The organism is Dyadobacter sp. CY345, from assembly GCF_021502725.1.
In the GTDB taxonomy this organism is placed as follows: Bacteria; Bacteroidota; Bacteroidia; order Cytophagales; family Spirosomataceae; genus Dyadobacter.
Genome location: NZ_JAKFFS010000003.1, coordinates 282,009 through 303,790, shown reverse-complemented (window position 1 = coordinate 303,790; position 21,782 = coordinate 282,009). Strand labels below are relative to the sequence as shown.

General features: G+C 40.5%; 17 protein-coding genes. 9 read left to right on the top strand and 8 right to left on the bottom strand.

Features of this window, described 5'->3' with window-relative positions; all coding sequences use genetic code 11:
• Positions 1-138: 138 nt before the first annotated feature.
• Both L0657_RS15110 and L0657_RS15105 read left to right on the top strand, forming a co-directional pair.
• Positions 139-2,688: an adenosylcobalamin-dependent ribonucleoside-diphosphate reductase gene (locus L0657_RS15110; protein ID WP_235151633.1), complete on the top strand. Its 2,550-nt coding sequence runs from the start codon at positions 139-141 to the stop codon at positions 2,686-2,688.
• Between the two features lie 73 nt (positions 2,689-2,761).
• A complete protein-coding gene (locus tag L0657_RS15105; protein ID WP_235151632.1) occupies positions 2,762-3,643 on the top strand; it encodes a KilA-N domain-containing protein in 882 nt (293 codons plus the stop codon).
• A gap of 60 nt (positions 3,644-3,703) precedes the next feature.
• On the opposite strand, the gene purB is transcribed toward L0657_RS15105, so the two are convergent.
• On the bottom strand, positions 3,704-5,059 hold the full coding sequence (gene purB / locus L0657_RS15100; protein ID WP_234648239.1) for an adenylosuccinate lyase: 1,356 nt from the start codon (positions 5,057-5,059) through the stop codon (positions 3,704-3,706).
• A gap of 158 nt (positions 5,060-5,217) precedes the next feature.
• Between purB and L0657_RS15095 the strand changes: the two genes are divergently transcribed.
• Complete coding sequence (locus L0657_RS15095; protein ID WP_235151631.1) at positions 5,218-5,958, top strand: MIP/aquaporin family protein; 741 nt, start codon at positions 5,218-5,220, stop codon at positions 5,956-5,958.
• Between the two features lie 8 nt (positions 5,959-5,966).
• Here L0657_RS15095 and L0657_RS15090 read toward each other — a convergent pair whose 3' ends face one another.
• The 3 genes from L0657_RS15090 to L0657_RS15080 form a co-directional block, all read right to left on the bottom strand.
• Entirely contained in the window at positions 5,967-8,150 is a 2,184-nt protein-coding gene (locus tag L0657_RS15090; RefSeq protein WP_235151630.1) for a DUF2231 domain-containing protein, read from the bottom strand.
• Positions 8,151-9,608: a DUF1501 domain-containing protein gene (locus L0657_RS15085; protein WP_234648243.1), complete on the bottom strand. Its 1,458-nt coding sequence runs from the start codon at positions 9,606-9,608 to the stop codon at positions 8,151-8,153.
• 118 nt (positions 9,609-9,726) lie between these two features.
• Positions 9,727-12,051 carry a PSD1 and planctomycete cytochrome C domain-containing protein gene (locus L0657_RS15080; RefSeq protein ID WP_235151629.1) on the bottom strand — a complete coding sequence of 775 codons (2,325 nt, stop codon included), beginning with the start codon at positions 12,049-12,051 and terminating at the stop codon, positions 9,727-9,729.
• 216 nt (positions 12,052-12,267) lie between these two features.
• Here L0657_RS15080 and L0657_RS15075 point away from each other — a divergent pair, with 216 nt between their 5' ends.
• The 4 genes from L0657_RS15075 to L0657_RS15060 all read left to right on the top strand — a co-directional run bounded on the left by L0657_RS15075 (position 12,268) and on the right by L0657_RS15060 (position 14,117).
• Positions 12,268-13,182, top strand: a complete 915-nt coding sequence (locus L0657_RS15075; RefSeq protein ID WP_235151628.1) for a DUF1338 domain-containing protein — start codon at positions 12,268-12,270, stop codon at positions 13,180-13,182.
• Positions 13,183-13,289: 107 nt separating this feature from the next.
• Positions 13,290-13,466 carry a hypothetical protein gene (locus tag L0657_RS15070; protein ID WP_235151627.1) on the top strand — a complete coding sequence of 59 codons (177 nt, stop codon included), beginning with the start codon at positions 13,290-13,292 and terminating at the stop codon, positions 13,464-13,466.
• Positions 13,453-13,830 carry a type II toxin-antitoxin system VapC family toxin gene (locus tag L0657_RS15065; RefSeq protein ID WP_235151626.1) on the top strand — a complete coding sequence of 126 codons (378 nt, stop codon included), beginning with the start codon at positions 13,453-13,455 and terminating at the stop codon, positions 13,828-13,830. Before L0657_RS15070 ends, L0657_RS15065 begins: the two co-directional genes overlap by 14 nt.
• 50 nt (positions 13,831-13,880) lie before the next feature.
• Complete coding sequence (locus L0657_RS15060) at positions 13,881-14,117, top strand: DUF4926 domain-containing protein (protein WP_235151625.1); 237 nt, start codon at positions 13,881-13,883, stop codon at positions 14,115-14,117.
• A 29-nt stretch (positions 14,118-14,146) separates the two neighbouring features.
• On the opposite strand, the gene L0657_RS15055 is transcribed toward L0657_RS15060, so the two are convergent.
• Complete coding sequence (locus L0657_RS15055; RefSeq protein ID WP_235151624.1) at positions 14,147-16,096, bottom strand: SGNH/GDSL hydrolase family protein; 1,950 nt, start codon at positions 16,094-16,096, stop codon at positions 14,147-14,149.
• Positions 16,097-16,210: 114 nt separating this feature from the next.
• Between L0657_RS15055 and L0657_RS15050 the strand changes: the two genes are divergently transcribed.
• Both L0657_RS15050 and L0657_RS15045 read left to right on the top strand, forming a co-directional pair.
• The gene (locus L0657_RS15050; RefSeq protein ID WP_235151623.1) at positions 16,211-17,575 is read left to right on the top strand and encodes a M24 family metallopeptidase; all 1,365 of its coding nucleotides are present in this window, start codon (positions 16,211-16,213) and stop codon (positions 17,573-17,575) included.
• Between the two features lie 68 nt (positions 17,576-17,643).
• Positions 17,644-17,934 (top strand): hypothetical protein, encoded by a 291-nt coding sequence (locus L0657_RS15045; RefSeq protein WP_234648251.1) that lies wholly within the window; start codon positions 17,644-17,646, stop codon positions 17,932-17,934.
• A 90-nt stretch (positions 17,935-18,024) separates the two neighbouring features.
• Here L0657_RS15045 and L0657_RS15040 read toward each other — a convergent pair whose 3' ends face one another.
• The 3 genes from L0657_RS15040 to L0657_RS15030 all read right to left on the bottom strand — a co-directional run bounded on the left by L0657_RS15040 (position 18,025) and on the right by L0657_RS15030 (position 21,666).
• The gene (locus L0657_RS15040; protein ID WP_235151622.1) at positions 18,025-19,638 is read right to left on the bottom strand and encodes an acyl-CoA carboxylase subunit beta; all 1,614 of its coding nucleotides are present in this window, start codon (positions 19,636-19,638) and stop codon (positions 18,025-18,027) included.
• 138 nt (positions 19,639-19,776) lie between these two features.
• Entirely contained in the window at positions 19,777-20,745 is a 969-nt protein-coding gene (locus tag L0657_RS15035; protein WP_235151621.1) for an MlaD family protein, read from the bottom strand.
• A 123-nt stretch (positions 20,746-20,868) separates the two neighbouring features.
• The gene (locus L0657_RS15030; protein WP_235151620.1) at positions 20,869-21,666 is read right to left on the bottom strand and encodes an N-acetylmuramoyl-L-alanine amidase; all 798 of its coding nucleotides are present in this window, start codon (positions 21,664-21,666) and stop codon (positions 20,869-20,871) included.
• Positions 21,667-21,782 lie beyond the last annotated feature (116 nt).

The following is a 21,782-nucleotide window of genomic DNA, read 5'->3' as shown; positions in this document are numbered from 1 at the left end:
TAAAAAACGTATTATACTGATATATAGTTAATTATAAATATTTTTTGAAAACTTTTTAAATTTTAATGTTTAGAAAACTTAACAAATAATTAACTTTGATAAATAGATGAATCATCAAAAAGACTAAAAATATACAAAATGGAAATAACGAAACCATCTGAAAATAAGACTACTTACACATCAGATGAAGCCTACCAACAGTCGCTGGAATACTTCAAAGGCGACGATCTTGCGGCCCGTGTCTGGGTTAATAAATATGCACTAAAAGATTCTTACGGGGCTATTTTCGAGGCAACGCCAAACGATATGCACCGCCGTATTGCCAGCGAAATTGCCCGTATTGAAGTTCGCTATCCAAATCCGATGACGGAAGATGAAGTTTTTGATCTGATCAAGGATTTCAAATATATTATTCCACAAGGCAGTCCGATGACCGGAATTGGTAATCCATACCAGATTGCGTCGCTTTCCAATTGTTTTGTAATTGGCAATAACGGCGATTCAGATTCTTACGGCGGGATCATGAAAATTGACCAGGAGCAGGTTCAGTTGATGAAAAGACGTGGAGGCGTTGGCCATGATTTATCGCATATCCGTCCGAAAGGTTCGCCGGTTAAAAATTCTGCACTAACTTCTACGGGAATTGTTCCCTTCATGGAGCGTTTCTCTAACTCGACCCGTGAAGTGGCTCAGGATGGAAGAAGAGGCGCTTTGATGCTTTCCGTTGCGATAAAACATCCCGATTCCGGCGATTTCATCAATGCCAAACTGGAACAAGGCAAAGTGACCGGCGCCAATGTTTCTGTAAGAATTGACGACGCTTTTATGCGCGCGGTTGAAGCTCATCAACCTTATACACAACAATATCCTATCGATAGTGAGAATCCGGTTTATACAAAAGAAATCGATCCGACTGCACTATGGAAAAAAATCGTTCATAATGCATGGCAATCAGCTGAGCCGGGGATTTTGTTCTGGGATACCATTATCAGAGAATCTTTGCCGGATTGTTATGCTGACTTAGGTTATAAAACGGTTTCAACCAATCCATGCGGTGAAATTCCATTATGTCCGTATGATTCCTGTCGTTTGCTGGCAATCAATTTATTTTCTTACGTTGAAAATCCTTTTACCAAAAAAGCAGCTTTCAACTGGGAGCTTTTCAAAAAGCACATCAACGCGGCACAGCGTATGATGGATGATATCATCGATCTGGAACTTGAAAAAATCGATGCGATTTTGCAAAAAATAAACGAAGATCCGGAAGATGAAGAGATCAAACGCACGGAAAGAAATCTTTGGTTGAACATCCAGACGAAAGCAAGAGAAGGCAGAAGAACCGGAATCGGTATCACAGCCGAAGGTGATATGCTGGCGGCACTTGGCCTGCGTTACGGAAGTGACGAAGGTTCTGAATTTTCGGTTGAAATCCATAAAACCATTGCGCTGGAAGCTTACCGTGCATCGGTGAATACGGCAAAAGAGCGTGGTGCATTTAGCATTTTTGATGCAGACAGAGAGAAAAATAATCCGTTCATGCTACGTTTGAAAGAAGCGGATGGACAGCTTTACTACGAAATGCTGGAACATGGCCGTAGAAATATTGCGCTTCTGACGATCGCTCCGACTGGTACAACCAGTTTGATGTCACAAACAAGTTCTGGTATCGAGCCGGTATTTATGCCGGTTTACAAAAGAAGAAGAAAAGTGAATCCGAATGATCAGGACGCACGTGTTGATTTTGTGGATGAAGTGGGTGATTCATGGGAAGAATATGTTGTTTTCCACCATCGTTTCAAACAATGGATGGAAGTGAATGGTCATGATCTGACAAAAAATTATGGTCAGAAAGAACTGGATGATCTGGTAAAACAGTCTCCATATTATAAAGCAACTTCGAATGATGTAGATTACCTGAAAAAGGTGAAAATGCAGGGCGCAATCCAGAAATGGGTGGATCATTCGATCAGTGTTACGATCAATATGCCGAATGATGTAACCGAGGAATTGGTTGGTGAATGTTACCTGGAAGCCTGGAAAGCGGGATGTAAAGGAGTTACGGTTTACAGAGACGGTTCGCGTTCGGGGGTCTTGATTTCAAATGAGGAGAAAAAAGAAGAAGACAAAATCACCAACACGCCATTCCCAACCATAAGACCACAGATTTTGGAAGCCGAAATTGTTCGTTTCCAAAATAAAAAAGATAAATGGATCGCCTTTATTGGTTTGATCGACGACAGACCGTATGAAATTTTCACAGGTTTTGCTGATGATGAAGACGGAATTTTGATCCCAAGATGGGTAAACGAAGGTTTGATCATTAAAAACCGCGAAGCTGACGGCAGTTCACGTTACGATTTTCAATATAAAAACATGCGTGGCTACAAAACCACGATTGAAGGATTATCACACAAATTCAATCCTGAATACTGGAACTACGCGAAATTACTTTCCAGCACCTTACGCCACGGTATGCCGATTGAAAAAGTCGTTGATCTGATCAGCAGCTTGCAACTGGACGAATCGATTAATACTTGGAAAAATGGTGTGGCGCGTGCTCTAAAACGATATGTTCCGGATGGGACTGAGGTTAAAAAGCAAAAATGCCAGAATTGTAATTCTACTAATCTGCTTTACCAGGAAGGCTGTCTGACTTGCAAGGATTGTGGTTCTTCGAAGTGTGGATGAGAATGAGCTTATACCTGAATTTAAAAATAAAAACACACTGAATCATCAGTAGCATAAAGATCTTATCCGCGAAATGAGTAAGTATAATAAAATAACAGTTCAGGACATTGAAATAGGAATAACTACTGTTAACAATGAAGATTTTATCAGCCTTACTGATATGATAAGAGCTAAAGACGGTGATTTTTTCGTTAGTGACTGGCTTAGAAACAGAAACACATTAGAATATATAGGTGCGTGGGAAGCAATGCATAACCCCGATTTTAATTATGGCGAATTCGCCATAATTAAAGATAAGTCTGGACTTAACAACTTCAAAATGAGTGTTAAGGAGTGGTGTGAAAAAACAGGTTCAATCGGCATTACCGCTAAAACTGGTAGATATGGAGGAACCTATGCGCACAAAGACATAGCATTTAATTTTGGAATGTGGATTAGCCCAGTGTTCCAGTTGCATATTGTAAAGGAATACCAACGACTTAAGGAGCTTGAAAGCAATGAATATAATTTAGAGTGGAACGTCAAACGAATTTTAAGCAAGACCAATTACCGACTTCATACTGATGCAGTAAAAGATTACATTCTCCCCAAAGCCGAGTATTCAAAAGCAAAAGAATGGATATTATATGCTGACGAAGCTGATTTATTAAACATCGCATTGTGGGGTTGCACGGCAAAAGATTGGAAGCAAGCAAATACGCAGCGAGCCTTAAATGGAGAAAATATTAGAGATATGGCGAGCATTAATGATCTTGCCGTCTTATCAAATATTGAAAATTTAAACTCTGTATTTATTGCCCAAGGAATGTCTAAAACGGATAGACTCAGACTTCTTGCAGAAATTGCTAAAAAACAACGTCTGGCATTGGATGGACTGGATATTATAAAAGGTTTAAAAAAACTAGATAAACCACGTATCTTAACATTAAAGATACTGATCAATAATATTCAATGAAAAAGGAGTCAACCTACGAAAGGCTGACTCCTTAATTCCTAACAACAATTAAAACCTCAATTACTTCGTCTCCTCAACAACCCCCAAATAATTAAACGGAGTAATTTGTCTCAGTTCTTCACGAATACTTTCTGCCACATCTAATGTCTCAATAAAATGCGAAATAGATTCGTGTGTAATTTTTGCGTTGGTACGCGTCAATGATTTTAGGGCTTCGTATGGTTTTGGATATCCTTCGCGACGAAGAATGGTTTGAATTGCTTCTGAAACCACCGCCCAGTTATCTTCCAGTTCAGATTTCAGCATATCCTCGTTAAGTTCAAGCTTACCCAATCCTTTGATCAAAGAATTAAGCGCGATAGCCTGATGTGCCAAAGGAACGCCTATGTTCCGTAGCACAGTAGAATCTGTCAAATCTCTTTGCAAACGCGAAATTGGCAATTTCTGTGCAAAATGCTCGAACAAAGCCGAAGCCAGTCCAAGGTTTCCTTCCGAGTTTTCAAAATCGATCGGATTTACTTTATGCGGCATAGCAGACGAACCTACTTCACCCGCCTTAATTTTTTGTTTGAAATAACCCATGGAAATGTAAGTCCACATATCCCGGTTAAGATCTGTCAGGATTGTATTGAGTCTTTTCAGATTATCAAAAATCGCTGCCAGGTTATCATAATGCTCAATTTGTGTGGTATGGCGACTGCGTTTTAAACCTAATCCATCAACAAAATGATTACCAAAAGCCATCCAGTCCTGTTTTGGATAGGCTACATGATGGGCGTTAAAATTACCCGTCGCGCCACCAAATTTCGCAGAATGTGGAATCTTGTCCAGCATTTCAAGCTGACGTTCCAGACGTTCAACAAATACCAGAAATTCCTTTCCAACACGCGTCGGAGAAGCTGGCTGTCCGTGGGTGAAAGCAAGCATTGGAATATTTTTCCACTCAATTGACATTCTTTTCAATACAAAAAGAACCTGGCGGAACAACGGTTTGATCGTTCTTTCCAACGCATCTTTCAATGAAAGCGGAATAGCCGTGTTGTTTATATCCTGAGAAGTAAGACCAAAATGTATAAATTCCGAGTATGCATCAATGCCCAGTTTTTCAAATTCTTCTTTGATAAAATACTCAACAGCTTTTACATCATGGTTTGTCTCTTTCTCAATATCCTTGATGTGCAGCGCGTCTTCTTCATTAAAATCTTCGTAAATCTTACGTAAAGAAGAATAAAGTTTCTTATCAAATTCTGAAAGCTGAGGAAGCGGGATTTCGCAAAGCGCGATGAAATATTCTACCTCAACATATACTCTGTAATAGATTAAGGCATATTCAGAAAAATAAGAAGAAAGCTCAGATACTTGCTTATAATAGCGACCGTCGACCGGCGAGATAGCCGTAAGTTGATTTAATGACATGATTTACAATGCAGAAAGATAAATTTTGATGCAAAGTTAGTAGAAATCACGAGGAGAAACTTGTATAACAGGTATGAATATTCTTTTTGGTATTTGTCTAGGTTATTTTAATACTATTTACATATTTGCTAAACAATCTTTATTCCATAATCCATCCCATGCACCAAACCCCATTTATCGGAGAATTAGTCGGTACTATGATCGTTATTTTATTAGGAAACGGCGTCGTTGCCAACGTTGTTTTGAAACAAACAAAAGGGGAAAACGGAGGATGGATTGTCATCACTGCCGGCTGGGCATTTGCAGTAATTTTTGGTGTTTTTATTGCCAACGCTTTTGGAAGTCCCGGAGCGCATTTAAATCCTGCTGTAACGATAGCATTTGCTGTTTTAAAAAATGATTATAGTAATGTTCTTAGCTTTATAACTGCTCAGTTAATTGGTGCATTTCTTGGTGCGGTACTCGTTTATTTTCAATATCTGCCTCATTGGAAAGCCACCGACGATCCGGGCAGCAAACTCGCCTGTTTTTCTACAAATCCTGCCATCAAATCACCAGGAGCTAACTTTTTAAGTGAATTTATTGCTACAATTATTCTGATTATTGGTATTGCTGCCATTGGTTTCTCTGGCACTTCTGATGTGCAGCGCGGACCGATTCCTTCTGGCGTCGCGCCTTATCTTGTCGGTATGCTCGTTTGGAGTATTGGATTATCCTTGGGTGGAACAACCGGTTATGCCATTAATCCTGTGCGGGATTTAGGACCGAGAATTGCTCATGCTATTTTACCAATCCACAAAAAAGGATCTTCTGAGTGGGGTTATGCCTGGGTTCCCATTGCCGGACCTATTTTAGGCGCCATTGTCGGAGCTTTTATTTTAAGAATGTTTTCTTTTTAAGTTCTACTTTAGTTGACAAAAACCTCATCCATAAATACCCAGGCTTTCTGACCTTTTCCCGGATGCCATGACGGAAGTTTTGCCAAAGGTTTTGCTACAACTTTCAGACAACTTATTTCCTGAGGAGGAAATGTGAAATCGTAAACGAGGTTTTCAGAATTCTTAGTTGCCTTAACTGGCATTTCCGGTGTTATCACTTTCAGCAATTTCATCTGTTTTTCATCAGTCCCGCCCCAGACTTCGAGACGTACAGGCGGGAAAATATAACTGCCGATATTTCGCAGCATACTGAGCGTCACGCTTTGTGCTTTAACCGGATTCTTAAAATACAAATAAGCCTGCAAATCTTGATTGAGATAGCCAAGCCATTTCCCGCTTGATGTTGACTCATCGCTTTTCACACCGTCGTTCAAAGTTTTATTTCCCTGCGCCGGATATTTCAAATCAGCTTTTGTAATCAGCCTCACGCTATCAGGCCGATAGGTGGATTTAAAGAAAAACTTCTCGACTGGCTTACTACCATACCATCCCTTTTTGAAAGCTTTCGCAATGAGTTTTGTATTTTGAGTTACTGCAAACGGTTTGTTATAAATTTCCGAGGTCGTACTATCCGGCTCCTTTCCATCCAGTGAATACCGGATAACAGTACCTGGAATCTGATGCTTCATACGAATTAAGGTATTTCCGGCAAGAATTGGATCTTCATTTTCAACAATTGGAGGATTCAGATTCAGCACCACGGTGTCGCCTGCAAAGCCCGTTTCATAACTGATTTTAGAAGACTTTTTCAAAGTGAGCATTTCCTGCTTTGTCAGATCTGTATTCCAGACAAAGACATTTTTCAAAGCCGGAATTTCCGAAAGTGCCTGAATTTGCGGCAGTTTTACCTTCGTACCACTTATTGACAAACTTTTTAGTTTTGTTAACTTTTTCAATTCTGGTAAAGTAGATCCGTTAATATCTGTAAAATTCAGGATCAGTTTTCTCAATTCCGTAAACTGGGAAATAGTTTTCAGATCTTCATCTTTCACAGGCATTTTACTCAGATCCATTGCTATGATCTGTTCCTTCAAAGGTGCCAATGCAGCGATATCTTCACTTTTGAAATTAGCACGGTTGTAAAAGTTTACAGCCAAAGCAGGAGATTCAGCTGCAACGGATTTTATCAGGCGATAAGTTGAATTCAGCTTTTTAATTTTATCCGGACTTGCGGCACTGAAATCATACTTTTCTTCCGCCTCAGCACCTGCAAGAACATTTTGCGCATAACTATATATCGGGTTTTGCGGACTGACGGATTTTACCATTTCATCAAACCGTGAACCACCTTTTATCCACGCTTCCAGTAAAGCAATTTCATCATCGGTAAGCGGTGCTTTTCCTCTCGGCGGCATATGTTTTTTGTCGTCAAGAGGCAAATGAACGCGGGTTAATAAAACTCCCAGATCCGCTTTTGTAGTATCCCAGGGCGTTCCTTCTTTACCACCTTTTGCAAACAATTCTTTAGTCTGCATCTGGAGATTTCCTTTCGCCTTTTGTTCATTATGGCAGGAAATACATTTCTGTTCCAAAATCGGCTCAACCAGATCGGTATAAACGTTGGCTTCTTCAAAAGTTACTTTATCGTTTTCAACAACGGCCAACTGCATCGGCGCCGTCAGGAAATCTTCACCATGCGTGATATTTCCGCCCAAATGTCCGCCGATTAAAAGCATCAGAAGAAGCGAAACTGATATCAGTTTCGCAGGAATTTTCCAGGGAGGCAGATATTTTTTGTAGCTATACCAAATAATACTACATATCGAAATCGCAATTCCAAGCCATTTATGCCAGAAAAGCGCGTCTTTTTCGTAACCGTCTTCACGGGATAATACAAAACCGGAAAAAGCTGCAATTGCTGCCGTCACGATTCCGATCAGTAAAAGTATATCTGCCAAATCTTCATTCCATCTGCTTGATTCTTTCTTTTCTACAATAAGGATCCAGAAGGCATATAGCATCAAAACGACCAATGGAAAATGCAATACCAATGGGTGCATACGTCCCAACGATTGCATCCACACGGGCACTACAAATCGGTTTTCAAATAGTAAAAGAAAAATTAAAAGGCCGTTCAGGAAGAAGGCGAAATTATAAATCCATCCCTTCCAACTTGAAAAAGAACGGCCATTCGGTTGTGATGCTGACTCCATTTAAGCAATAATTCCTTTTACCAATTTGCCAGCAACGTCAGTAAGCCTGTAACGGCGTCCCTGATGTTTGTAAACTAATTTCTCATGATCCAGACCCAATTGATTTAATATCGTTGCATGGAAATCATGCACGTGCACGGGATCTTTTACTATGTTATACCCAAATTCATCGGTTTCACCATAAACAATTCCTGGCTTCACACCTCCACCCGCCATCCATACTGTGAAAGCTCTCGGATGATGATCACGGCCATAATTATCTTTTGTCAAAGTACCCTGACAATAGTTTGTCCGGCCAAATTCGCCGCCCCAGATCACCAGCGTTTCATCCAGTAATCCACGTTGTTTCAAATCGGTAATCAGTGCGGCGGAAGATTGGTCAACATCCATACACTGGCCTTTAATCTCATTCGGTAAACCTCCATGACTATCCCAGCCCTGATGATAAAGCTGAATAAAACGAACGCCTTGTTCGGATAACTTTCTTGCTAAAAGACAATTTGCAGCATAAGTGCCGGGCACCAGACATTCCGGTCCGTACATTTTCACGATAGACTCCGGCTCCTTTGTCATATCCGTAATTTCCGGAACAGCAGTTTGCATCCGATAGGCCATTTCATACTGCTGAATTTTCGCCGTCACTTCCGGATCTGCAAACTCGTCGAATGTATTTTGGTTTAATTGTGAAAGCTTATCCAGCATTTTTCGCCTTTCTTCCCGGTTCATTCCATCGGGATCATTCAAATAAAGCACAGGATTTTCTCCACTGCTGAATTGTACGCCCTGATGAACCGAATCCAGAAATCCATTTGTCCACAATTTAGAATAAACCCCTTGTCCGTTTCCCTTTCCACGCGACAAAAGCACGCAAAATCCCGGCAAGTTCTGATTCTCACTTCCCAAACCATAACTCAACCAGGAACCCATACTCGGACGGTTTCCAACCTGTGCGCCGGTTTGGAAAAAGGTCAATGCAGGATCGTGGTTGATTGCTTCGGTATTGAGTGATTTTATAATACAAAGATCATCCACAATTTTTGACATATGCGGCAACAACTCGCTCATCCATGCCCCCGATTTTCCATATTGGGCAAAGTTAAAAACTGAACCAGCAAGCGGAAATTTGGCCTGATTGGCTGTCATACCTGTTAACCTTTGACCAGCACGAATGGATTCTGGCAGATCCTGTCCGTGCATTTTATTGAGCATCGGTTTGTAATCAAACAAATCTAGCTGAGAAGGTGCGCCGTTTTGAAAAAGATATATCACACGTTTTGCTTTGGGAGCAAAATGTGGCAATCCGGCCATGAGCTCATTTACATCGCTTTCGCCGCCTCCTTTGAACATGTCAGGTATCAGCAGGGAACCTAGGGCAGCACTTCCTAAACCCAAACTAAGTTTGGATAAGAAATGCCGGCGGTTCGTATTTAAACCAAAATCAAATATCGGTTTTTCCATCTTCGGTTTCTTTTTTAACCGCAATAGTCGCTATGGGTTTCGCAATGGACGCAAGACTGGACTTCAATCGCGTCCATTGCGTAAACCATTTGCGTCTATTGCGGTTAAGTTTTAGGTCTTAGGATTTAGTGATCGTCTCTTCCATATTATATAGCGTGTTAATTACCCGCATCAACGCTGCTGCTTCATTTTCTTTCACTTTCACTTCATGTGGAAACTCGCCTACATTCAAAATCTTATGCGCCTGATTCTTATTTTTCCCAATCGATGACAACTCGTCGTTATAATATTCCGTCAGTAATTTGACTTCTTTGTCAGATGGTTTTCTACAAACAATTCTTTGAAATGATTCCGTAATTTTTTGTTCTGGAGACAAAGATTTTAAGGACATCTTCTCCGCCAAAACTCTGGATGCTTCCAAAACTGCCGGATCATTCAGCATCACCAAAGCCTGCAAAGGTGTATTCGTTTTTGAACGTTTCACTTCACAATGATCCCTGTTACTGGCATCGAAAATGATCATAGACGGCGGCGGAACGGTAAGCTTGATAAACGTGTACATTCCCCGTCGGTATAGCGCGTCATTATGGTCCTGGTTATATTTTGCCAGCTGTCCACGCCCGGAAGTCGCCGCTTCCCATAATCCCTTGGGTTGATACGGCTTAACGCTTGGTCCGCCGATTTTTGAATTTAACAATCCACTGCTGGATAAAACTATATCACGAACTGATTCTGCTGGTAGACGGTAACGAGGTCCACGAGACAAATAAATATTATCAGGATCGAGTTTCTCTTTTTCTTTGGTCAGTTTGGCTGATTGCTTGTAAGTACTGGAAGTCACAATCTGTTTTACCAAGCGTTTGATATCCCAGCCATGATTCATAAAATCTACGGCCATCCAGTCGAGCAGGGCAGGATGGGTTGGCAATTCACCCTGCATACCGAAATCACCTGTGCTTTTCACAATTCCCCGTCCAAAGAACTCCTGCCAGATTTGGTTTACAAAAACTCTGGCCGTTAACGGATTTTGTTTGCTTGTCGTCCAACTCGCCAATCCTAACCTGTTTTGAGGGATTTTCGTGGTATCAAACTTCATCACCGAAGGAAGGCCGGAAGCTGTCACAACTTTTCCCGGTGCATCATAAACGCCGCGGTTCAAAATATGCGTTGCCCGTAATGTATCTCTTTCTCCCATTACCGAAACCATTAATTTGCTGGTATCGGGCCGGTTTATAAATGTCAGTATGCTTTTAGCTTCCGCATCAGAAATGGTCATGATCGGATTTTTTGCAGGTTTCGTTTGAGAAATATCTCCCTCGTAACCCACTTCTTTTGTGTTATTAAAGAATGCAAAAAGCCTGTAATAATCTTCCTGGGAAATCGGGTCGTATTTGTGATCGTGGCACTGGGCACATTCTACCGAAAGACCCAGAATTCCCATCCCGTATGTTTTCGTTTTGTCAATATTATATTCAATCCGGTACTCTTCCGGAATTACACCCCCTTCTTCGGTGTACTTATGATTTCTGAAAAATGCTGTAGCAAGAATCTGTTCTTTGCTTGCATTCGGAAGCATATCACCTGCAATTTGCCAGGTCAGGAATTTATCGTAGGAAAGATTTTTATTGAAGGCGCTGATCACCCAATCCCGCCATGGCCATTGTGTCCGGATTTCGTCATCCTGATAACCATAGGAATCGGCATAACGGGCAACATCCAGCCAATGAAGTGCCATTTTTTCGCCATAAGTTTTTTGGCTGAGCAATTCATCGACTACTTTTTCATAAGCATTGGTGCTATTGTCGGCGGCAAATTTGTTTTGTAGCTCAATCGAAGGAGGCAGGCCAGTCAGATCGAGCGCTACCCGCTTTAACAAATGACTTTTATCCGCTTCATCATTAGGCGTTATTCCCAGACTTTCCATTTTGGCAAGAGTGAAATAATCAATCTCGTTTTTTGGCCAGTCCTTTTTATCAATTTCAGGTATTTTTGGTAGAACAGGTGCAGCAAACGCCCAGTGTTTTTCATATTTTGCACCCTGCTCAATCCACTTTTTCACCAACCCAATTTCCGATTCATTCAACAACCCCAAATGAGATTCCGGTGTCGGCATCTGTATTTCAGGATCCAGGGAAGTTATTCTTTTGTATAATTCAGATTGCTCAGGTTTACCCGGAAAAATGGCAACGGCTCCTTTTCCATCTTTCAATTTTGAATATGCGCTTTCCGCCATATCCAGCCGTAACCCTGCCTCCCTTTTGTTTGCATCAGGACCGTGACAGGCGAAACATTTATCTGATAAAATCGGGCGAATATGAAAGTTATAGCTGACAACTTCTTCGGAAGACTTTTTGGTGGCACTACCGTTTTTTTGAAAACAGGAAATAACACCAACAACTGTGGTAAGAACAATTCCAGCCAATAAGAGGAGTCGCTTATTCATTGTATTATTACCTTAATTATAAGAATTCTGGTACAGTATTACTTGATAAAATATTTCTGGTTATAATTATACTCTAAATATTTTAAATTATTTTAATAAAACGAATAAAATGTCAGTTATGTTTTTGTTTATGAAAGTTATTCATAAACATTATACGTTATTGGGTCTAAAACGACTATGAATATTTACACAAATAGTTAATTCAACATTATTTATATGTCATTCCCTGATCAAAATACAATTACATTGGATGTTGTTTTAGAAGGACTTATGCGTCGTTATCAAGACCGGGTGCCGGATGTTGAAACAATCCTGAATGCTATGGTTTCGGAGGGGATTATTCAAAGCGAATCGGCGATTGAGAATGATCATATTGCTTTCCGGACCATGGGCGTTCCACAGCTTGGAATCAGCTCTTTTGAAAAAATATTTCAGCATTACGGATATGAAAAACGGGACCATTATTTTTTTGAAGGAAAAAAACTGGATGCCTGGTGGTACAGTCCGCCAAGAGAGACTGATCCAAGGATTTTTGTAAGTGAACTTCGGGTCGGCGATCTTTCAGAGGAAAGTCAGCGCATTATTAAAAGTTATACTGATGAGGTTATAAGCGATCCGGCTGATGATCTTGATTTGAATGATGGAAAAGCCGTTGATGCATTTCTGCACACACCACTTTGGCGAACGCCCACATTAAGTGATTACCTGACTTTATTAAAAGAAAGTGAATATGCCGCCTGGGTGATTTACAACCGCTATTATTTGAATCATTTCACGATCAGCGTGCACAACTTGCCTAATGGATATAATACAGTTGCTGATTTCAATACTTTTCTGGAAAAACATGGAATCATACTGAACACAGCCGGAGGAAAAATAAAAACCAGTCCGGATGGTGGTTTAATACAAAGCGCAACTGTTGCACAGATGATCGAAGCCGAATTTGCAGGCGGCGAAACGTATGAAATTTCTGGTTCCTATGTAGAATTTGCGGAAAGAAGAGTTTTGCCAGAATTTGCAAACCTGCCAGCGGATCAAATTTCAAGAAAAAATCGCCGGGATGGCTTTGAAGCTGCAAATGCAGATAAGATTTTTGAGAGTACTTATACTACGCAAACCGGGAAATACTAACTAATTTAATCGAAGTAGTGGTACGGGCCTCTAACTTATTGCTAATCAAAAGCGAATGCGTAAATTAGTATTAAATTAAATAATTTAAAAAATTATCTTATCCAGTCATGGTTGTAGTTATTAAGAAAGATTCCCCGCCCACGGCAATTAAAGATGCTATGAAAGCAATTGAGGAAGACAGAGCTACCCGAAAAGGTTTTGATGCAAAAAAGTATGCAGGAAAAATCAAATTCCCAGTGGATGGTCTTACTTATCAAAAGCAAGTAAGAGATGAATGGGAATAGAGTATTAATTGATACGAATGCCCTGATCTATTTTTTCAATGGCCATCCAAAAGCAATAGAAGCTTTGGACGGAAATATTTTATACTTATCTGTAATCACTGAAATTGAGCTTCTAAGTTATAATGGGCTTACTGAAGAAAGTATCAAAGGAATTAAGAAGTTTTTGAAAGAGTGCTCAGTTATTGACGTGATTCCCAAAATCAAAGAATTCACAATTGACCTTAAAAAGGCGAAGAAAATTAAACTTCCTGATGCCATCATCGCCGCGACGGCTCAATTTCTCAAAATTGAGTTTGTAACTTTTGACAAAGGATTCGTCAATGTTCCTAATCTGGATTTGGTTTTACTGGATTTTGATCGCTAAAGGTTGGCCAGAACGACTTCTAGATTCCTTTTGGTTATAAGGAAAAACCTATGGAAAATATAAAGGAGTTTGATAAAATCATTTTAAACATTGCTTTGCCACAATCCGGTTTGGAAAGAGGTGATATCGGAAATGTTGTGATGATTTATAATAATGGACGAGGCTATGAAGTTGAATTTATAACTTTTGACGGCCAAACTGTTGCAGTTGAAACTTTATTAGCGTCCCAAATTAGAAAAGTTTCACATCAAGAGATTCCCCACGTCCGCGAAATGATTTCCGATTAAGGTATGCTTATATAAGTAATTATTCAATATCACTCATTCACCAAAAAATAAACCACCCGGCAAGCATTTCCATTACTCTTCTCATTTTTCTCCTGAGCAATATTTACCTTCAAAGTATGCTTTCCCGATGAAAGCTCATCGGCCAACATCAAATACCATGGCAAATGCAGTTGCGTACTCCACTGCGTGAATAAATCCAGTGTCTGCGTTTTTTTGCCATCAATTGAGTACGAAATTTTCCCGGCATCCGGGCCAGAGATTATTGCTAGTCCAACTGCACGACCTTTAAAATCAAATTCGAAAGATGCCTTTTCAGTTTCTCCAACCAGCATCGGAACATCAACAAAACCAGGCCTTGTGGAAACCTTATCAGCAGGTTTCCAATCCGGATCAATCTTAAAACCATCTAATTTTTTGGCTTTCGCCACAGGATGATAACTTGCTCTTTCGTAAGAAAACTTGTCAATAGCAACGGGTAGCTTCGCAATTTCTGTGGTTGCATTTCCCGGATTCAGTTTTAATAATTCCTTAATCGTTTGAGAATAAATTTCTTGTCCATAAGGCGACGGGTGCAGATCTTTGAAATCATATTTCCATGAAAACTCATCGGCCTTTATCCTGTCATAAACTTCCCGCGCCAGATTGATGTAAGCAGCACCGTAATGTTTAGCAATTCTTTGATGAACAGCAACTTCCACTGGTTCTTTCCCCGCATCATAATCGGCATTTTTAGCTGGTTCAGCAAAGGCCATCAGCACGACATTTGCCTTTGGATTTTTGGCATACATCTGGCGGATAATTCCTTCCAGACCCTTTATCTGTGCTTTTTCACTAAAACCATTTCCTCTATCGTTAACCGCCGCTTCAAGAAAAAGCAGATCGGGTATACCTTTTTCCAAGACATCACGCTGAAAACGGAAAGCATGCGGAGTACTTCCTAACGACGGAATTCCGGCCGCAATAAAGGTAAACTCAGTTTCAGGAAAATGTTCCTCTAAATATTTCGCAGTCTTATTGCGCCATCCCGGATTATGCGTGATAGAACCGCCTAGAAATGCTACGGTTCCTTTTTTTGTAGTTTTGAATTTTTTGTAGGCGTTGGCTAAACCGCGATTGACTTCGATATATGGCGTATGCGGGAGTGGTTTTAAAACCGGCACACTATTGTCATATATAAAATTGGCAAGTTTTTCGGGATTTTCAATGGGAAAATGGTGGCCTTCCAGAGCTTGTTCTCCGCGCGTCATGGGAATAACAGCGGCCGGTCCTCCAAGTTTTGTATAGTTAGCAATTAAAATATCGGAGTTTTCCGTCGGCGGAACGATCTTGTCGTTCAATCCGATCACATGTAAAACTGGCACTTTAAAAGAGGCCAGACCGGCCAGATCATTGAGCGGAATATCATCAAAGGTCTTTGCACTTTCGTCCGTAAGCTTATTTAATTCAAGCCAGCTTGTCCAGTCTTTTGGCGAACCTTGTCCTTTGCCTTTTCCTCCCGGCCAGCTTTTCGGATCACAAACCGGTGCTTCGGCATAGATACAGCTAACTTTATCAGGATTTCTTTTTGCCCAGCCATAGACATACAAACCTCCGCGACTAACGCCTTCCAACGCCACTTTTGGTGCAAATTGTTTTTCCTTCACCAGATAATCATAAAAAGCATCCCAAACCTGCATCGCTTTGGGATGTGCGAAAAGATCATTGGTATTAACATAGGCAACATGAAATCCCCTTGTCAGCAAAATACTGTCCATTTCTGTGTGCCAGGTTGGGAAATGTGCGCGCCAGACCCATGGATTTCCGGGTAATGCCTGCCTAGGTTTTACATACCAGGCTTTTGTATTTTGGAATGAAAATTCAATCTTTTCAAAACCTTTCCAAATGGACTTCTGCTCATCAGCTTGCGCCGATAAATTGCCGGAGAAGCTTAAAAGGATAACAATAAAAAGAACGCCGGAAAAATATTTTATCTGTTTCATAATGGTACAAAGACGGGAACGGCCTGTCTCTAACATATAAGCACACACCTTATTTAATTTTACAATCAACATTTATTATATTGTTCAATCATCTACCTAACTTCATTGTTGTCAATGTCCCGGACTTCTTCTATTCTCTATATCTTTCTATTGATTTTTCTCATTTCAAATACCACTTATTCCCAGTCTGTCCCGATAATTCTTACCGAAAGAGAACGCTCCATTGCCGTCGATGATATTCTGGAAGACAGGATTGAAAATTTGCTTCCAACATTAATGCGTCGTGAAGGAATTGATATGTGGGTCATTATTTCGAGAGAATACAATGAGGATCCGGTGATGAAAACGATGCTTCCGAGCACCTGGCTTTCGGCGCGGAGACGGACGGTTATGGTATTTTTCGATCCGGGAGCCGGGAAACCACTTGATAAACTGGCAATTGCCCGATATGATGTGGGAACATTATTGAAAGGAGAATGGGATATCAGTTCGAATCCGGATCAATGGGATGCGCTTGCAAAAGTGATTAAAGAAAAAAATCCGAAGAAAATCGGGCTCAATTTCTCCAAAAATTACGGACATGCGGATGGTCTGACTTATAACGAACACGAAGAATTCCTTCAAAAACTTCCAAAAGAATTTCAGTCAAAAATTGTTTCAGCAGAAAAATTGGCCGTTGGCTGGCTGGAAACCAGAACAGAGAAGGAAATGGTCATATACCCGATGATCTGCCGGATTTCTCATGAAATTATTGAAGAGGCATTTTCAGAAAAAGTGATTCAGCCTGGGATAACGACGATTGATGATGTTGTCTGGTTTTTGAGACAACGCGTTACAGACCTGGGATTGGAAACCTGGTTTCATCCGACCATCGATATTCAGCGCGCAGATGACCAGAAATTTGACCATTTAAGAACATTTTCAAAACGCCCGGGAAATCAGGTGATTTTGCCAGGAGATCTGCTGCACTGTGATTTTGGGATAACATACCTGCGCCTTAATACTGATCAGCAGCAACATGCTTATATCCTTAAACCAAACGAAACGACAGTTCCTGACTATTTAAGAAAGGCGTTTGCTACCGGAAATCGTCTTCAGGATATTCTGGTCTCACAGTTTAAATCCGGAAAAACGGGTAACCAGATTCTTCTGGATGCATTAACCCAGGCTGAAAAAGAAGGAATAAACGGATCCATTTATACACATCCCATAGGATCACACGGCCATGCTGCCGGACCGACGATCGGTTTGTGGGATCAGCAAAAAGGCGTGAAAGGTCCAGGTGACTATCCGTTATATGAGAACACTGCTTATTCAATTGAGTTAAATGCAGCAGTTAAAATTGACGAATGGAAAAAGTCCATACGCGTGATGCTTGAAGAAGATGGTTATTTTGATAAAACCGGTTTTAGATTTATCAATGGCAGGCAGAAAGAAATTTTTGTTATTCCAAGATTGACGACCAATGTGGGGAAATAACTATTTTCCCGATTTAGGTTTGGTACGATATTTTAACAATATCACTATCAAACAATAACTTGCGAATTATGGATAAGATTGAGAAGTATAAAGCAATGGAAAAAATTCTTCGCGAAATCGAAGATTTGAAAAATAGTGAAACGGCCGTTATCAAAAAAATTGGCCAGGTAGAAACCGAAAATATGAATGTCAACGCTGATGGCCTGGATGCCTCACTGACTGAAATTTATGACGGTGCCTACAAAAATCTGGAAAATATTGAAGCGTTACACGTTTCATTTACTGAGAAAGTTTCAGACTTTAAAGAAACTAATAAAATTACAGATGATATGCTTCTTGAAATCAGAGAACAATCATAGGTTAATTGAAGAAATAGCCGTTACGGCATAATGGTGAGGTCAGCTTTTAAATGAGCTGACCTCTCTTTTTGTCCTATAAAGTTATTTTTTTTAAACCTGAATAATCCCAACATTAAAAGTCTCTCTGATAGGCGCGTGATTGGCAGCTTCAATACCGATAGAAATTATTTTCCTGGTTTCGACCGGATCAATAATTCCATCAACCCAAAGTCTGGCTGCGGCGTAGTATGGCGATAATTCCTCATTATAACGATCCGTAATCTGACTCAATAATTCCTGTTCTGCTTCCGGTGTTATTTCTTTTCCTTGTGATTTTAAAGTTGCCGTTTGAATTTGAACCAGTGTTTTTGCAGCCGTAGCACCACTCATAACCGCCATTTGTGCCGTTGGCCATGAATAAATCAATCTTGGGTCATATGCTTTTCCACACATGGCATAATTGCCGGCTCCATACGAATTGCCGACGATAAATGTGAATTTTGGCACCACAGAATTCGCCACAGCATTGACCATTTTTGCCCCATCTTTAATTATTCCACCTTGTTCCGCCCGGCTTCCGACCATGAAACCGGTCACGTCATGAAAAAAAACCAATGGGATTTTTTTTTGATTACAATTCATAATAAATCTTGCAGCCTTATCCGCAGATTCTCCATAAATCACGCCGCCCATCTGCATTTCACCTTTTCCTGATTTCACCATTTTCCGCTGGTTTGCTACAATGCCAACGGCCCAACCTTCAATCCTAGCATAGGCGCAGATAATCGTTTTCCCATAATCAGGTTTATACTCGTCAAGCTCGGAAGCATCCACAATGCATTCTAGAATCTGTTTCATGTCATAAGGTTTGAGCCGGTCGACAGGGAGAATGTCATAAATGTCTTCGGGAGATCTGGCAGGTGAAATAGCCATTTTCTTGTCAAAACCTGCTATGGCTGACTGCCCGATTTTATCAATATGTCTTTTAATTGCGTCCAGGCAAGTTTTGTCATCCGGATATTTATTATCCGTAACACCCGAAATTTCACAATGCATAGCAGCTCCGCCCAAGGTTTCTGCATCCACATCTTCTCCAACAGATGATTTTACAAGATAAGGGCCGGCAAGAAATACGGATCCGGTTCCTTCCACAATCATAGCCTCGTCCGACATGATCGGCAAATAAGCCCCACCGGCAACACAACTCCCCATAATAGCGGAAATCTGCACAATTCCCATGGCGGACATTTTTGCATTATTTCTAAAAATACGGCCGAAATGTTCTTTGTCTGCAAATACTTCGGCTTGCATGGGAAGATATACGCCCGCACTGTCGACCAGATAAATAATCGGCAACAGATTTTCCATCGAGATTTCCTGTGCCCGTAAATTTTTCTTCGCCGTAATAGGAAACCAGGCTCCGGCTTTAACAGTGGCATCATTGGCCACAATCACACATTGTTTGCCAGCGACATATCCGATCCCGGCGACGACGCCACCTGATGGACAACCACCATCTTCTTCATACATTCCGTCACCTACAAAAGCACCGATTTCCAGAAAGTAAGAATCTTCATCAATTAAATAATCTATCCGCTCCCGCGCTGTCAGTTTTCCTTTTTTATGATGCGCCTCAATTTTTTTTAGTCCTCCGCCCAGTTTTACTTTTTCATACTGCTCATTAAGATTTTCGATAAGCTGTCGTGTGTTTTCCTGAATTGCCATAACCTGATGAAATGTATTTGAAACATCATTATTTCAATTTCAAGATAGAAATTTCTTGGAACCTTTGCTATCAAAAGCAAAAAAGTCGTCTGCTGACGCAAACGACTTTCTCTATATTTGAACCTTAACCTGTAACTTCTATTTAATTTTTGTTGTCGTGTCTAACAGCGATTCAGACGGACCCTTGTCTTTTTTACCAAAAACTGATAAATGGACGTAACGTTTTGGATGTTCGCGTAAATTAGTCATTAATTTATTCAGACTAACCATTGTACTGTTAAGATTATTATAAAGCGTTTCATCTTTGATAAGTTTCCCTGCGGTCCCTTTTCCAGATTCTACGCTGGCTAGCAGCTTGCGCAGTTCAGAGATAGTCCGATTTGCGTTTTGAACGGTTTCTCCCAGTCGTAATGCATTAAGTGAATCAGCAAGCGATCCGGTTTTGTCCAGAAGCGGTTTCAGACCTTTTTCTGTTTCAACCAAAGATGTTGATAATTTATTCAGATTGGAAGTTATCACCAAAAGATTTTTGCGGTTTTCAGTTACCAGTCCCTGAACTTCATTTCCTGTCTGATCATAATTACGTATCATCTGGTTAAGGATTTTTCCGGTTTCTTCAAAACCTTCGGCAACGGCTGAAAGATTCAGCACCAAGGAGTCCGCATGTGTAACAAGCGGCAAAGCTTTTTCTTGTAAAAGTGCAGAAATCCCAGCCTCACGTTTTCCGATCAGCGTATCATTATCTTGTAAATTAACGGAAGAACTGCCAATTGATAAGTGGATAACCTTGCCTCCCAATAACCCGCCATCAGCAAGCAGCGCAACAGTTCCTTTTGGAAGAACAATACCTTTTTGTACGTCGAGCGTTACCAACAAATAATTCTTCTGATCTTGTAATAATTTTATTTCCTGAACACGTCCTACGTTTAAACCATTCAATAAGACAGGGTTAGATGCCGTAAGTCCGTCGATATTATCATAAATCACGTAGTACTTATATGTTCTTGAAAATACGTCGGAGCCTTTTAGGATATGAAAACCAAAATATAACAACACCATTGCCAAAACAGCCATTAACCCGACTTTTGCTTCTTTAGATAGCTTCATGAAGTGAGTATTAAACAGCCCGCGACTTCCGTCCTAAGCTCAAAATAATATAAATGTTTACAAAAAATTGATTTTCAAAACGGTTATGAGACCGATGTCATAACGGATTTTAATTTTGAAATCTTAATTATCCATCTGTTTTTTATACACCTTAAATGCCTCCAGAATTGACTGCGCAACTTCATCCTGGCCCTCATCAGAATTCAAATACTCTTCTTCCTCCGGCGTTGATAAAAATCCTGTCTCTATCAGAACACTTGGCATTGTCGTTCTCCACAATACCAGAAATCCTGCCTGCTTTACCCCACGGCTGGAACGGTCGGAAACTGATTGAAACTTTCTTTCCACACTATCAGCAAAACGCAGACTGCTTGAAATAAATGCGCTCTGATAATTGGCAAGCATAATATGCGCCAACGGAGAGTCCGGATCAAAGCCTTTATATTTTTGCTTGTAATTCGTTTCCTTTAAAATTACTGAGTTCTCCCGTTTTGCAACTTCCAGGTTACCGTTTGTCTTGTGTAACCCCATCACGTACGTCTCAGTTCCTCTAACCGAGTGTGAATTTGGTGTAGAATTGCAATGGATTGAAATAAACAGGTCCGCATTATTCCTGTTTGCAAAAGCAGAACGCTCAGCTAATTCAATAAATTCGTCAGAATCCCGTGTGTAAAGAACCCTGACATCCGGTGTTTCCGCTTTTATTTTTTTTCCAAGCGCCAGGGCTATTCTTAATGCAACATTGGCTTCTTTCGCCTTCCGGCCGCGAGTTCCTATGTCGTGACCTCCGTGACCGGCATCAATGACGACTACATTAACCTTGCTTTGTACTTTGGCAGAAGCTGGTATTTCTTTAAAGGCAAAAGCGAGACTCAGGGTCATACAACTCGCTGCAATTAAGATTTTAAGAACTTTTAACATTATTTTTTAGTTACGGCGTTATTCTTTAGGAGTTTCTCTGCTAATTTTGACATTCGTTATGCAAAAATACTCTATTTGTTAGAACTGAAAAAAAAGGCGATTATTATATCGTTAGG

Coding starts and splice junctions, on each gene's coding strand:
- L0657_RS15040 (WP_235151622.1), bottom strand. CDS start 19,638: ATGGCAATTCAGGAAAACACACGACAGCTTATCGAAAATCTTAATGAG.
- L0657_RS15060 (WP_235151625.1), top strand. CDS start 13,881: ATGGAAAATATAAAGGAGTTTGATAAAATCATTTTAAACATTGCTTTG.
- L0657_RS15035 (WP_235151621.1), bottom strand. CDS start 20,745: ATGAAGCTATCTAAAGAAGCAAAAGTCGGGTTAATGGCTGTTTTGGCA.
- L0657_RS15045 (WP_234648251.1), top strand. CDS start 17,644: ATGGATAAGATTGAGAAGTATAAAGCAATGGAAAAAATTCTTCGCGAA.
- L0657_RS15090 (WP_235151630.1), bottom strand. CDS start 8,150: ATGGAGTCAGCATCACAACCGAATGGCCGTTCTTTTTCAAGTTGGAAG.
- L0657_RS15030 (WP_235151620.1), bottom strand. CDS start 21,666: ATGTTAAAAGTTCTTAAAATCTTAATTGCAGCGAGTTGTATGACCCTG.
- purB (WP_234648239.1), bottom strand. CDS start 5,059: ATGTCATTAAATCAACTTACGGCTATCTCGCCGGTCGACGGTCGCTAT.
- L0657_RS15065 (WP_235151626.1), top strand. CDS start 13,453: ATGAATGGGAATAGAGTATTAATTGATACGAATGCCCTGATCTATTTT.
- L0657_RS15075 (WP_235151628.1), top strand. CDS start 12,268: ATGTCATTCCCTGATCAAAATACAATTACATTGGATGTTGTTTTAGAA.
- L0657_RS15050 (WP_235151623.1), top strand. CDS start 16,211: ATGTCCCGGACTTCTTCTATTCTCTATATCTTTCTATTGATTTTTCTC.
- L0657_RS15105 (WP_235151632.1), top strand. CDS start 2,762: ATGAGTAAGTATAATAAAATAACAGTTCAGGACATTGAAATAGGAATA.
- L0657_RS15070 (WP_235151627.1), top strand. CDS start 13,290: ATGGTTGTAGTTATTAAGAAAGATTCCCCGCCCACGGCAATTAAAGAT.
- L0657_RS15055 (WP_235151624.1), bottom strand. CDS start 16,096: ATGAAACAGATAAAATATTTTTCCGGCGTTCTTTTTATTGTTATCCTT.
- L0657_RS15085 (WP_234648243.1), bottom strand. CDS start 9,608: ATGGAAAAACCGATATTTGATTTTGGTTTAAATACGAACCGCCGGCAT.
- L0657_RS15095 (WP_235151631.1), top strand. CDS start 5,218: ATGCACCAAACCCCATTTATCGGAGAATTAGTCGGTACTATGATCGTT.
- L0657_RS15110 (WP_235151633.1), top strand. CDS start 139: ATGGAAATAACGAAACCATCTGAAAATAAGACTACTTACACATCAGAT.
- L0657_RS15080 (WP_235151629.1), bottom strand. CDS start 12,051: ATGAATAAGCGACTCCTCTTATTGGCTGGAATTGTTCTTACCACAGTT.